This window comes from Vibrio hepatarius, from assembly GCF_001274785.1.
GTDB lineage: Bacteria > Pseudomonadota > Gammaproteobacteria > Enterobacterales > Vibrionaceae > Vibrio > Vibrio hepatarius.
On record NZ_LHPI01000004.1, the window covers coordinates 195326 to 209086 of the forward strand.

Annotated in this window: 9 protein-coding genes; 5 read left to right on the forward strand and 4 right to left on the reverse strand. The window is 46.4% G+C overall.

The window, feature by feature from the left end; all coding sequences use genetic code 11:
- The first annotated feature begins 217 nt into the window (after positions 1–217).
- Positions 218–1369: a Na+/H+ antiporter NhaA gene (nhaA, locus tag AKJ31_RS07590; RefSeq protein WP_053408500.1), complete on the forward strand. Its 1152-nt coding sequence runs from the start codon at positions 218–220 to the stop codon at positions 1367–1369.
- Positions 1370–1435: 66 nt separating this feature from the next.
- Here nhaA and AKJ31_RS07595 read toward each other — a convergent pair whose 3' ends face one another.
- Positions 1436–2050, reverse strand: coding sequence for an OmpA family protein (locus AKJ31_RS07595; RefSeq protein WP_053408501.1), 615 nt, complete (start codon positions 2048–2050; stop codon positions 1436–1438).
- Position 2051: 1 nt separating this feature from the next.
- Positions 2052–3317 (reverse strand): TolC family outer membrane protein, encoded by a 1266-nt coding sequence (locus tag AKJ31_RS07600; protein WP_171384671.1) that lies wholly within the window; start codon positions 3315–3317, stop codon positions 2052–2054.
- Between the two features lie 334 nt (positions 3318–3651).
- Here AKJ31_RS07600 and AKJ31_RS07605 point away from each other — a divergent pair, with 334 nt between their 5' ends.
- From AKJ31_RS07605 to nspC, 4 genes are all read left to right on the forward strand, one after another.
- The gene (locus tag AKJ31_RS07605; RefSeq protein WP_053408503.1) at positions 3652–6147 is read left to right on the forward strand and encodes a VCBS domain-containing protein; all 2496 of its coding nucleotides are present in this window, start codon (positions 3652–3654) and stop codon (positions 6145–6147) included.
- 519 nt (positions 6148–6666) lie between these two features.
- On the forward strand, positions 6667–9555 hold the full coding sequence (locus AKJ31_RS07610) for a pyridoxal phosphate-dependent class III aminotransferase (RefSeq protein WP_053408504.1): 2889 nt from the start codon (positions 6667–6669) through the stop codon (positions 9553–9555).
- Between the two features lie 15 nt (positions 9556–9570).
- Positions 9571–10815 (forward strand): carboxynorspermidine synthase, encoded by a 1245-nt coding sequence (locus AKJ31_RS07615; RefSeq protein WP_053408505.1) that lies wholly within the window; start codon positions 9571–9573, stop codon positions 10813–10815.
- A gap of 108 nt (positions 10816–10923) precedes the next feature.
- Positions 10924–12057 (forward strand): carboxynorspermidine decarboxylase, encoded by a 1134-nt coding sequence (gene nspC / locus AKJ31_RS07620; RefSeq protein ID WP_053408506.1) that lies wholly within the window; start codon positions 10924–10926, stop codon positions 12055–12057.
- Between the two features lie 44 nt (positions 12058–12101).
- On the opposite strand, the gene AKJ31_RS07625 is transcribed toward nspC, so the two are convergent.
- The gene (locus AKJ31_RS07625) at positions 12102–12614 is read right to left on the reverse strand and encodes a glycine cleavage system transcriptional repressor (RefSeq protein ID WP_053408507.1); all 513 of its coding nucleotides are present in this window, start codon (positions 12612–12614) and stop codon (positions 12102–12104) included.
- Positions 12615–12798: 184 nt separating this feature from the next.
- The gene (locus AKJ31_RS07630; protein WP_053408508.1) at positions 12799–13695 is read right to left on the reverse strand and encodes a DUF3943 domain-containing protein; all 897 of its coding nucleotides are present in this window, start codon (positions 13693–13695) and stop codon (positions 12799–12801) included.
- Positions 13696–13761 lie beyond the last annotated feature (66 nt).

The following is a 13761-nucleotide window of genomic DNA, read 5'->3' on the forward strand; positions in this document are numbered from 1 at the left end:
TTTATGCAAAAGGAGCTGCTTTTTTGCATTTAGCAGGATATTGCTCGCAGTTGCCTATAATTGGGTAAGGAAATTAGACGACTTTAAAGGGGTTATTATCGGAAATACCGAAGTGAAACATCTAAAGAAGCGATTTTCCCTTCTGATTTGTTATCTATACACTCGGTACTATTCTTTGTTAATCGTTTATTAACATAATAAATAAAAGGACGATATCATGAGTGATATAATTCGCGATTTTTTCAAAATGGAGTCTGCTGGTGGTATTTTGCTAGTGATTGCAGCCGCCATCGCGATGACAATTGCTAACTCACCATTAAACGAGCTTTACCAAAGTGGTCTGCACACTTACGTTTTTGGTATGTCTATCTCGCATTGGATCAATGATGGTCTAATGGCGGTTTTCTTCTTGTTGATTGGTTTGGAAGTAAAACGCGAACTATTAGAGGGTGCGTTAAAGTCAAAAGAAACGGCTATCTTCCCTGCGATTGCAGCGGTAGGTGGTATGTTGGCGCCAGCGCTAATTTATGTCATGTTCAACGTGGGTAATGCGGAAGCGGTCCAAGGTTGGGCAATTCCTGCTGCGACAGACATTGCATTTGCTTTGGGTATCATGGCACTGCTAGGTAAGCGCGTTCCAACTAGCCTGAAAGTATTCTTGCTCGCATTGGCGATCATCGATGACTTGGGTGTTGTGGTTATCATCGCGCTGTTTTACACCGGTGAACTGTCTACTTCAGCATTGGCGGTCGGTTTCGCGATGACAGCGGCGCTGTTTGTACTTAACTCGAAACACGTTACCAAGTTGACGCCATACATGATCGTTGGCTTTATCTTGTGGGTAGCGGTACTGAAATCAGGTGTGCACGCAACATTGGCTGGTGTGGTAATCGGTTTCTCTATTCCACTGAAAGGAAATTCAGGAGAGCGCTCGCCACTGAAACATATGGAACACGCACTGCATCCGTACGTCGCGTTTTTCATCCTACCGCTGTTCGCATTTGCTAACGCTGGTATTTCGTTGGAAGGCGTTTCAGTGGAAGGTTTGACGTCAATGCTGCCACTGGGTATCGCACTGGGTCTGTTTGTTGGTAAGCCGGTGGGTATCTTCTCGTTCAGCTGGATTGCGGTTAAATCGGGCGTCGCTAAGTTACCTGAAGGGATTAACTTTAAACATATCTTCGCGGTGTCTGTGCTATGTGGTATCGGTTTTACTATGTCGATCTTCATTTCGTCACTGGCGTTTGGTCAAGCTAACGCTCAGTTCGATACATATGCTCGCCTTGGTATCTTAATGGGGTCGACCACTGCGGCGATCGTCGGCTACATTCTGTTAAGATTATCACTGCCAAATAAGCAGTCAGCATAATCTCAGCAACGATAATAAAACGCCCCTTCATTGAAGGGGCGTTTTGCTTTAGAGCGCGTATCGAGTTTATTTCTCAAGAGTGGTAAAGATGGTCCATTCTTCGACGACTTGCTGAGTTAAGCCTACGACCGTGGCGGTGACCCGGCGGTTTTGGGCATGGGCTGATTCGTCATCGCCTTCAGCCACCACTCGTGTTTCACCATAACCGACGATCTCAACCCGTTTCGGTTCAATCTCGTAAGAGAGCAGTTTATCTTGCACTGCGTGGGCACGCTTTTTCGATAGCTCAAGGTTATAGTCCGCTTGACCAACGCGGCTAGCATAACCTTGGATCTGAATCGATGCGGATTCGTACTTCTTGAGGAAGTCAGCCATGGTTTGGATTTGGTCGGCAAAGATTGGGTTGATCTCGTAGGAGTCATTAGCAAATAAGATGTGTAGCTGTCTTTGCTCCTCAGCCTTTGTTACTTCCCCGCAACCGTCATTATCGACTTGCGCCCCTATTGGTGTGTCTGCACAGATATCGCGTGCGTTAACAACACCATCATTGTCGTCATCCTCTAGGTCAGCGATTTGCTCTGCAACTGGGGTGTCCATGTACTCATATTCATCCTCAGCGTAGCTATGAACAGACATTGCCAGAGCTATTGCTGAGAGTGGAATTACATATCCATATTTCATATCAATACTCCACGTTTGCTGTCCAATCTTCTGGAGTGTCTACCAACAGCGCATCAAGCAGGTTGCCTGTCGCGTTCATCACTCGGTATTTCGCATATTGCTCGGCGTAATGTGCATCCAGGTAATCTTTACGCGCCTGAAAAAGCTCGTTTTCGGTGTTGAGCAAATCCAACAAAGTTCGTTGACCAATGCGGTATTGTTTCTCGTAGGCAATGACAGTTTCTGATGCCGAGTCTACATGGTCAGCGAGGAAGTTCTTTTGTTGCAGGGTTAGATCCAGTGCACTCCATGATAATCGCAAGCCTTCTTCGACTTGTCGGAAAGCGTTGTCACGCAAGTCTTTCGCTTTGTTGAGTTGGTAAGCGGCTTTTTCAGATAGGTCGCTGTCGCTGCCACCGTTGTAGAGGTTGTAGCGCATACGTAACATTGCGAGGGTTTCATCGCTGCGGCCTTCGTCACCACCAGCATCGTCGCGCCAAGTTTGACTCGCTTCAATAGAGAAGGTCGGGTAGTAGTTACCTTTGGATTGTTTGTATTGAAAGCGGGCTGAGTCGACATCAATTTTCGACACTTGGATCACTGGATGTTTATCGAATGCCTCAACTAACGCATCGGATAACGAAAGAGGCAGCTTGGTAATATCCGCTCTTGGGTAGTTAAGCCCCAACGGCTCTTGCCCGACCAAGCGTCGAAACTGCGTATGTGTATCGACTAGATTGTTTTGCGCTGCGAGTAGATTGCCATGTGCCTTGGCAATCCGCGCTTCGACTTGTGACACGTCTGCTGTCGAGCCAATACCCGATTCAGCGCGGCGTTGAATGTCTTTGTAGATTTTCTTGTGTACCGCCAAGTTACTCTCAGACAGCGCTAGTACTTCGGTCGCTTTTACCGCGTCCAAATAAACACTGGTGACTTGCAGAGCCAAATCCGAAGCGTCGGCTAACAGTTGGAGTCGAATCGATTCTGCTTCCGCAGCGGTTCGGTCAATATCGTTTAGGGTGGCAGAGCCATCCCACAATAATTGGGTTAAGGTCAGGCTGGCTTCTTTACGTGTTAGATCACTGGTATCGCGTCCGGTTGAGTCTGCGGGATCAATTCGCTCGTAACCAATCCCGGCATCTAGGTCTAAGCTAGGTAAGTAAGCACCACCCGATGCTGAGTGTTCTTGTACCGCGCTTTGGAATTCATTGTATACCGCTTTGATTTCTGGGTTGGTAGCTAACGTAATCGCGACGGCTTGTTCAAGGGTTTGGCTATGACTGCTCATACTCGCGACCACTACGCAGCTAGCCAGTATCGTTCTCTTCAAATTCAAAGTAGCCTCCTTAACTGGAAACAAACCAATTAAAGTCAGGTGAGTAAAAACGTAAAAGGCGAAAACACTTAAGAAAAGCGTAGCTTATAGAACAAAAAAGTGATCGGAGCTTGTATAAATTTTCTAACCGAACTTATAAAAGTATCAATTTTCGTTAGGACTTTTATGTCATTAACTGGCTGCGAGTGACGAATAAAACTAGCTTTATAGTGTGCACAAGTACGCGCTAAGCGAAGACCATAGCTGAAAAGTGGCCTTCGAAATTCATACAATTCGGAAGTGAACTATGAATATGAATACACTTGCGACACTCGCTCTAGCCAATACTACCGTTGTTATCGATATCAATGGACAGATTCGCGAACTGTTACCCGGAGAAGTTCCAGGACCGGGTGAAGTGATCGTTGTACTCGGTCAAGGAGCCACTGCCGCAACAGACACTCAAGCTCAGGTTGTGTCTGAGCAGGGCGCTTTAGTCGATCTCAACCTCGACGACGAAATCGCGGCTATTTTGGAGCAGATTGAGCAAGGTGCCGACCCAACACAAAATGAAGACCTAGCGACCGCAGCAGGGGAACAAGGTGGTTCCAGTCTAACCAACAGTGGTTCGATTGAGCGAACTGGCGCGGAAACGTTAGCAGCAACAGCCTTTGAAACGGCAGGACTTGAGGCACAAGGTTTATCTCGAACCCAGAGTGTAAGCTTGCTTGAACTGGTCGAAGACAATATTAATACCACCGCACCTATCGAAGAAGAAGAAATTGATACACCAGTTCGTTCAGATGATGCAGAGATGGACGTGCGAGCCTGCGAAACGGATGAAGAGATTCAGTTAAATGGTCAACTAGAATCCGAGTCGGCGTTTGTGAGTCAAACGAATATTGCGGGTGCTCATGGCACGTTCAATTTGGCGGTAGACGGCAGCTGGACGTATATGGCGTATGAAGCCTTTGACCAACTTGCTCCAGGTGAAAGTCTACAAGATGAATTTACTGTCTACGATGAAGATGGCGTCGCAACCGTTGTGAATGTCTACATTGATGGCACCAACGACCAACCGGAGTTCATGCAGTTAAACGATGATGGGGAATTAACAGATACAAAAGCAGAAGCTTACAGCTTTAGCTATGACGAAGATCGACAAGCTGGAGATAAAGTTGGTCAGATTGGTTTTGTCGATCCTGACAATCAACAGCACGAATACGAAATCAGTCAAAATGTTCAAGATGGTCAGGGTAACGACTTGTACGTGATTAACCCAGATACCGGTGAGATCGGACTAACAGTGTTTGGTGAGCAAGCGTACAACGCTGGCTTTGAGCCGCTGATGCAACAGCACAACATTGAAGTCACGGTCAAAACACTCGATGTCCCTGACGATCAAGTACTAGGCGATTGTGATGAACCCCATACGGCGACGGTGAACGTCTATTTCAGTGTTCCTGGCGGAAACAACAATCTTCCACCAGTTGCTGAGTGCTTTGAAATTGATGGGTCTAATCAACCCGTCATTCCGATTAAATTTAACGACGACGAGAACGACGAACTCGACTACATCTCCGATGTAGAAGATGACCTCGCAGGTGTTCAACTGAGTGTAATGATCACCTGTTTGCCTGAACACGGCGTACTTTTGTATACCGATGAGTTCGGTGAAACTCGTGTTCTGACTGAAGATGACTTGCATGTTCCGGGAAGCGATATTGACGCGAGTAAGCTGCTCAACCCAGACAAAATCAGTTACGTTCCTGCGCCAAGTGAAGAGTTTGAAATCGGTTGTAGTGGAGAGCTGCCACACGGAGTGGATGGTTTAATTAACTGGGGCGTGTTTATCAGTGATACTGAGCGATTAGTGACTCTAGCGAATGGCAACACCGTCGGCATCAGTATTACCAACAACAACGGTATGCCATTGATGCATTACTTTGATGGACCGGATCATTTTGGTTGCGGTCTTGGTGATGCAGATGGCGCAGGGCTCAACTCGCCTGAAACGTTGAATATCGACTTAATCAATAATCCACTCAACGTGGTGCAATTTGGTTTGGACGGCATGGGTGGCGCGTTTAACACTCACAGTAAAGTCGTGGTCGAGGTAACGTTCACTTTGGCGGATGGTACCCAATACGTAGAGCAATACCAGAAAGATGAAGGTGACACAGGAAACGATCAGTTCTTCTACGAGTTTACCTTTGAATCACCGGATCCAAATAATCCGATCACCTACATGGAGTTCTCTTCTACGGGCGGTAATTGGGTTCTCAACTACATATCGGGTTTTGAGAACAACAATGAAGATAGTTTCGATTACATCGCTGTCGACTCAAATCTAGCGGAAAGTGAAGAAGCTAAGGTTACGATTGATATTTCTGATGCCTCTGGCTATGACGTGCTGTCGGCAGAGCAAGGTGACGAACTCAATGCGCAGCTTGGCAATCAGCTTATGTTGGGGGATGAGAACGACAACTTGTTTGTTTGGCTCGATTCGACATTGGATAACGGCACCGATATCGTCGACAACTTTGTCCTCAACAGTGACCAGATCGATCTAAGAGGCATCCTTGATAGCGACGACAACGTTGAGCTCGGGGATTTGATCGGCAAAGTGTCAGCCTCGCTCGATGTAGACAATGGCGACGTTATCTTAACAGTCTCTGATGACGGTAAAGAACAAACCATTGTACTTGAGGGTGTTGCAGAAGCATTTGAGGGTGCAAACCTAATAGATAACAATGTGTTAGATGATGCGGCTATGTTGGCGCAGGTGCTAAAAACGGATTAGTGATGAACGCACCAAACTACTCAAAATTGAGCTGGCCAAAGTGCCAGCTTTTTTGATTAATGACTAATTAATTAATAACCAAAGATGAAAAGTTGTTGCGAGAATATTTTATTTTGTGATATGTTCGCGCGCAATCTCGGAAGTGATTCGAAAACTACGATTCTGGGGGATACGCGTGACGTCATTCGGGCTGAGTGAACATCACGTAGGGTAGGTATCGATAAGTCCTTTTATCGATAGACGGGATACTGTTGTCGCGTAGCGGCAAGTGAATGGGAAACCCAACATTGAACTCACTTAACAAACACACAATAATCAGCTTAGTTCTTCCTGAATGCCCTGTTTTACAAGACAGTTGCATTACTGAACCTTGATTACCCCTTTGATTTTTAATCCATCCATATGATGGAGCAATTTGTCGTACACGTTTTCCAGCGGAACCGTGTTATGGCCTGCTATGCCTTCCAAACTGCTTTGCTGCCGATAGGAAGGGTTTTAACTATTTCAAGGGATTAAATCATGAGCACAGCCTTTGAAGTCGATAACAACACTATCGCGACTCCATTTTCTACACAAATTCCTTTGTTGGAAGGTACTTACGACCTTACTCCAGACCAAATTCTATTGGATCAAGAGCAGCACGAATCTGAAGTTCGCTCTTATCCACGTCGCTTGCCGATTGCCATCAAGCAAGCTTACGGTGCCTTGGTTGAAGATACACGTGGTCAACTGTTTCTAGACTGCCTTGCAGGCGCAGGTACGTTGGCGCTGGGTTATAACCACCCAGAAATCAACCAAGCGTTAAAAGACCAGCTAGACAGCGGTTTGCCTTATCAGACGCTTGATATTGCGACCAAAGCAAAAACCAACTTCATTCATGCCGTGAAGAACTTCTTACCTCAGCAACTGGCAGACAACTGCGTAATCCAGTTCTGTGGTCCTTCTGGTGCCGATGCCGTAGAAGCAGCGATTAAGCTAGCGAAGCAAACGACTGGTCGAAACACCATGTTTGCTTTCCGTGGCGCGTACCACGGTATGACCAACGGTACTATGGGAATGATGGGCAACCTCGGCACTAAAGCGCGTCGTACTGGCTTAATGTCAGACGTACACTTTATGCCATTCCCATACAATCTACGTTGCCCGTTTGGCCTTGGTGGTGACGAAGGTGCGAAAGCGAGCATTCGTTACATTGAACGTCTTCTAAACGATGATGAAGCGGGCATTATGAAGCCAGCAGCGATCATCGTTGAGCCAGTACAAGGTGAGGGCGGTGTTATCCCTGCACCAGCATTCTGGTTGCGTGAACTTCGTCGTATCTGTGACGAGCACGGTATTCTACTGATCTTCGATGAGATCCAGTGTGGTGTAGGTAAAACTGGCTACAACTTCGCTTTCGAAGAGTCGGGCATTGTTCCAGATGTACTGTGTTTGTCTAAAGCGATCGGCGGTGGTATGCCAATGTCACTATTGGTGATCAACAAAGAGCACGATACATGGAAGCCAGGCGAGCACACAGGTACGTTCCGTGGCAACCAACTTGCCATGGTATCTGGCGCGAAAGCGTTGGAAATCATCGAACGCGATAATCTTGTTGAGCACGCAAACATCGCCGGTCAATACTTACGTCATGGCCTAGAAGCGATGCAAAAACGCGTAGACTGCATTGCAGAAGTTCGTGGTAAAGGCCTGATGCTAGGCGTAGAAATCCGTAAACCGGGCAGTGAGCTTAACAAGTTTGGTGAGCCTGTTGCGGATGGTGAACTGACACTGAAAATTCAACGTGCTGCGCTTGAGCGTGGTCTAATGGTTGAAAAAGGCGGTCGTGAAGGTTCGGTTATCCGTTTTCTACCTCCTTTAATCATCTCTTTCGAGCAGATTGACTTTGCACTTCGCGTTTTAGAAGAAGCAATCCTAGTCGCTGGTGGCAACAAGATTGATGCAGAACATGCGAACGAGAACTGGAAGCAGCATTTCATCCATACAGGTGAAATGGGCAGTGCTGAGTTTGCTAAAGTGATGAACCACACAACGGCAGCGATGAAATCAGTATTCGAGCAAGTCAACGCACCTTACTCAGGTCTTGAACCAAAGCTCTTAGAACATGCTATCAACTCGGTTGACCTCGACAACAAGAACGCACCACTGATTGATGTTATTGGTGAAACTGCAGACTTAGTTGCGAAGAATTCTATCTTTGTTCAGCACCCAGATTGTATCGCACACCTACATACTCCACCGTTGATGCCAGCCGTGGCGGCAGAAGCAATGATCGCTGCATTAAACCAATCGATGGATTCATGGGACCAAGCGTCTTCTGCGACTTACGTTGAGCAAAAAGTGGTTGATTGGCTATGTGATAAGTACGAGTTAGGCGAGAAGTCAGACGGTATTTTCACTAGTGGTGGTACGCAGAGCAATCAAATGGGTCTAATGCTGGCTCGTGACTGGATTGCAGATAAGTTAAGCGGTCACTCTATTCAAAAGCTAGGTCTTCCTGATTACGCAGACAAGCTACGTATCGTATGTTCGAAGAAATCACACTTCACGGTACAAAAATCTGCGTCTTGGATGGGGCTGGGTGAAAAAGCGATTCTTGCAATCGATGCCAATGCAGACGGCACGATGGACGTAAGCAAGCTAGACGCTGTGATTGAACAAGCGAAATCTGAAGGCTTAATTCCGTTCGCTATTGTTGGTACAGCAGGCACGACCGATCACGGTGCGATCGACGATCTAGACTTCATTGCTGACATGGCTCAAAAACATGCGATGTGGATGCATGTAGACGGTGCTTACGGTGGTGCTTTGATTCTAAGCAGCCACAAAAACCGTCTGAAAGGCATTGAGCGCGCAGAGTCGGTGAGTGTCGACTTCCACAAGTTGTTCTACCAAACAATCAGCTGTGGTGCGTTGCTTGTCAACGACAAAGCGAACTTCAAGTTCTTGCTTCACCATGCGGATTACTTGAACCGCGAACACGACGAATTACCAAACTTGGTAGACAAGTCTATCGCGACGACCAAACGTTTTGACGCATTGAAAGTCTTTATGACGATGCAAAACGTAGGGCCGAATACACTGGGTCAAATGTACGATCACTTGCTTGGTCAAACACAACAAGTTGCAAATCTTGTTCGTAACAGTGAAGGATTCGAGCTGTTGGCTGAACCTGCGCTTTCTACAGTGTTGTTCCGTGCGGTCAGCAATGAAGCAGTGGATTTAGATGAACTCAACAAAGCTCTAAGACTGGAAGCGCTGGTTCGCGGCGTTGCAGTACTTGGAGAAACGGTAGTGGACGGCAAATCTGCGCTGAAATTCACTATCCTAAACCCTTGTTTGAAGATTTCGGATTTCGAATCTTTACTTAATAAAATCAACACTCTAGCGGCTGAGCTAGTTAAATAAAGGTAACGAAAAACTATGGCAGTTCTACAGATTGGTGCAGGCGGCGTTGGCTGGGTAGTTGCACACAAAGCAGCTCAAAACAACGACGTACTGGGTGATATCACAATCGCATCACGTACCATCGGTAAGTGTGAGAAAATCATCGAGTCTATTCAGAAGAAAAACAATCTGAAAGACTCAACTAAGAAGCTAGACGCTCGAGCAGTAAATGCTGACGACGTAGATTCATTGGTTGCTCTAATTAAAGAAGTTCAGCCTGACCTAGTCATCAACGCAGGTCCTCCGTGGGTAAACATGCCAATTATGGAAGCATGTTACCAAGCTAAAGTATCTTACTTGGATACGTCAGTGGCGGTTGACCTATGTTCAGAAGGCCAACAAGTACCACAAGCGTACGACTGGCAGTGGGGCTACCGTGAGAAGTTCGCAGAAGCGGGCATCACAGGTATCTTAGGCGCGGGTTTCGATCCAGGTGTAGTATCCGTATTCGCGGCATACGCTGTGAAGCACCTGTTTGATGAAATCGATACTATCGACGTAATGGACGTTAACGCTGGTGACCACGGCAAGAAGTTTGCGACAAACTTTGACCCAGAAACCAACATGCTGGAAATCCAAGGCGATTCTTTCTACTGGGAGAACGGCGAATGGAAACAAGTACCTTGTCACTCACGTATGCTTGAGTTCGATTTCCCGAACTGTGGTTCACACAAAGTGTACTCAATGGCGCACGATGAAGTTCGTTCAATGAAAGAGTTCATCCCAGCAAAACGCATTGAATTCTGGATGGGTTTCGGTGACCGTTACCTAAACTACTTCAACGTAATGCGTGACATTGGTCTACTAAGCCCAGACCCACTAACGCTACATGACGGCACAGTAGTACAGCCGCTACACGTATTGAAAGCACTGCTACCAGATCCAACTTCACTTGCTCCGGGTTACACAGGTCTAACGTGTATTGGTACTTGGGTACAAGGTAAGAAAGACGGTAAAGAGCGTAGCGTCTTTATCTATAATAACGCTGATCACGAAGTCGCGTACGAAGACGTAGAGCACCAAGCGATCTCTTACACCACGGGTGTACCAGCGATCACTGCAGCCCTTCAGTTCTTCCGCGGCAAGTGGGCAGACAAAGGTGTGTTCAACATGGAACAGCTAGACCCAGATCCGTTCCTAGAAACGATGCCTTCTATCGGTCTAGACTGGCATGTTCAAGAGCTGGAACCAGGTCAACCTGTGATCCACAAATTAAAATAAGAACTTAACCACTCTTATCTGAAATATAAATTTAAGCCGATGCATCTGCGTCGGCTTTGTTTGGTTTTATAGTGCCTTCGTTTAGGCGAGGGAGCTTAAGGTATTTAAATGCAACACAACGAACTTAAAACTCCGTACTTCATGATTAATGAAGACAAGTTGATTGAGAACCTAGAGAAAGCGAAACAGCTAAAAGAAATCTCTGGTGTGAAGCTAGTGTTAGCGCTGAAGTGTTTCTCTACTTGGGGTGTATTCGATATCATCAAACCTTACCTTGACGGCACGACAAGTTCGGGTCCGTTCGAGGTCAAACTTGGCTACGAAACCTTTGGTGGTGAAACACACGCGTACAGCGTTGGCTACAGCGAAGATGACGTGCGCGAAGTCGCCGATATTTGCGACAAGATGATCTTTAACTCACAGTCACAACTTGCTGCTTACCGTCATATCGTGGAAGGTAAAGCGTCGATTGGTCTTCGTTTGAATCCTGGTGTGAGCTACGCAGGTCAAGACTTAGCGAACCCAGCTCGTCAGTTCTCTCGTCTTGGTGTGCAGGCTGATCACATCAAACCAGAAGTCTTTGAAGGGATTGACGGCGTGATGTTCCACATGAACTGTGAGAACAAAGACGTAGATGCGTTTATCGGTTTGCTTGATTCAATCTCTGAGCAGTTTGGTGAGTACCTAGATAAGCTGGATTGGGTAAGCATGGGCGGCGGTGTATTCTTCACGTGGCCGGGTTATGACATCGAAAAGCTTGGCCTAGCGCTGAAAGCGTTTGCGGAAAAGCACGGTGTGCAAATGTACCTAGAACCGGGCGAAGCGATCATCACCAAGACGACTGACCTAGTGGTCACTGTGGTTGATATCGTTGAGAACGTAAAGAAAACGGCGATTGTGGATTCAGCAACAGAAGCGCACCGTCTCGATACGTTGATCTACAACGAGCCAGCGTCGATTCTAGAAGCGTCAGAGAGTGGTGAGCACGAATACGTGATCGGTTCGTGTTCATGCCTTGCGGGAGACCAGTTCTGTGTGGCGAACTTTGAACAGCCACTAGAAATTGGCCAACGTCTGCATATTCTTGATAGTGCGGGTTACACCATGGTGAAACTGAACTGGTTTAACGGTCTGCGCATGCCGTCGGTTTACTGTGAACGCTCAAGCGGCGAAATTCAAAAGCTTAACGAGTTTGATTACTCTGACTTTAAACGTTCACTGTCTCAGTGGTCGGTAAAATAAAAAAGAGCAGCTTCGGCTGCTCTTTTTTTATGTGTTTGTTGTAATTATGAATCGAGCATCACTCGAGTATCTTCACTGAGTGATTCTAGCTCGTTGGCGATGTCATCAATCGCTACTTCCGCAGGCAAACGAATGGCCATATTTGCGGTAAAGAGGCTAGAGCTCACACCACCGCCGCCGGCGATAAATACGCGCTGGCAGTCCATATCGAGAATACTGACGCCTTGGCTATCTAAAATATGGGTAATTTCATTCACGATCCCTGCGCGGTCATTCGCATCCAAACGCAATTGGTAGATTGTATCTGCGTTGTGGCTGTGAGGTTCCGAATCAACAATCTGTACTAACAGACCTTGTTGACTATCAAATGCATCTTGAACGATATCGACTTTATTTGACGGTACCTCAACCTTAATGACAGCTGCCACTTGGTCTTCGATGAAGTTGACTTTACTGATCAGCCACTTACCGCCATTTTCATGTGTAATTGCAGCAAGCTGCTTAATAGTAGAGGGTGTTGCTTTACCAACAAAGTTGACAATAAATGTGCTGTTCACTTTGGGCCTCCTAAACGGAATGAGAGGAAAGGTTTATTGCAGTGTAGGAATTCCCGTTTGAAATAGGTTTGACACGTGTCAAGAATTTCACCTAATTGTTTGTTCGGATTAAGTTTATTTTATCCTGAGCACAAAAAAGCGACGTGGTAACGTCGCTTATATTAAGTAGAATCTTGCTTGTTGACTAGAAAGTGATTTTCATTTCAACGCCATAGAAAGCTCGGTCGTATTCTGCGCCAGCGTCTAGAGCAAACTTAGCGGCGTCTTGATTACCAAACCAAGGATTGCTGCTGTATTGGAGCTCAGCACTGCCATCCCACGCCTCACTGACCCAACCATGGATATGACCAACAGGGTTCAAGAAGAATAGGGTAACGCCGCCCATGGTTTCAGAACCGAGCACTTCGCCACCTGATAAGACAATATCTTGTTCTGCTTCAAGCATCATTTCACCGACAACAGCGCCAAAAAATGGTGTGATAAACAGGTCTTGCCATGACGGAACTTCAGCAAACGCTTCAACGCCATACTCCCAGAAGAATGTCGACATAGAAGCAGAATATAAAAAGGACTCAAACTCATTAAAGCCAGCGTGACGCGCTGCAGTGTAGTAAACACCGCCAAAATAAGGGTGCATCACGTAGTTTAGGAAATGTTCGTCGCGGTCCCATACCGGGCCATCGCTGACATTATCTTTCCATTTTTGCCCAACTTGGCTCAGACTGCGGTCTTCTTCATCCCACTTGGTGATCGATTCAGGCAGCATCGTCATCAGACCGACGGTTGCGACACTCAAACCCAAGATAGTGTAAGTTTGGCTTTTAAGGTAATCCCAATCTTTTTCTTCTTGGATGGTGAGGTATTTGGCGACTGGTTCTTCTTCTACTTGCAGCGTAGTCTCGGTTAATCCCATGCTATAAGTAGTGGTAGGTCGGATTGAGTTAGAATATGAGTACAACGTGTCAATTTCAGCTTGATCAACTGTGTATGAGAACTCAATATGTTGGTTAGAGTTGCTCATACTTGCATTCGCTAGGCTTGAGGCTGACAAGAATAAAGCGGTAATGCTTTGTTTTAACACGAATAACTCCACTGCGTTTTTTTAATGATCAGGCTCACAATTATCCAATAAAGCTAGACGAATAGA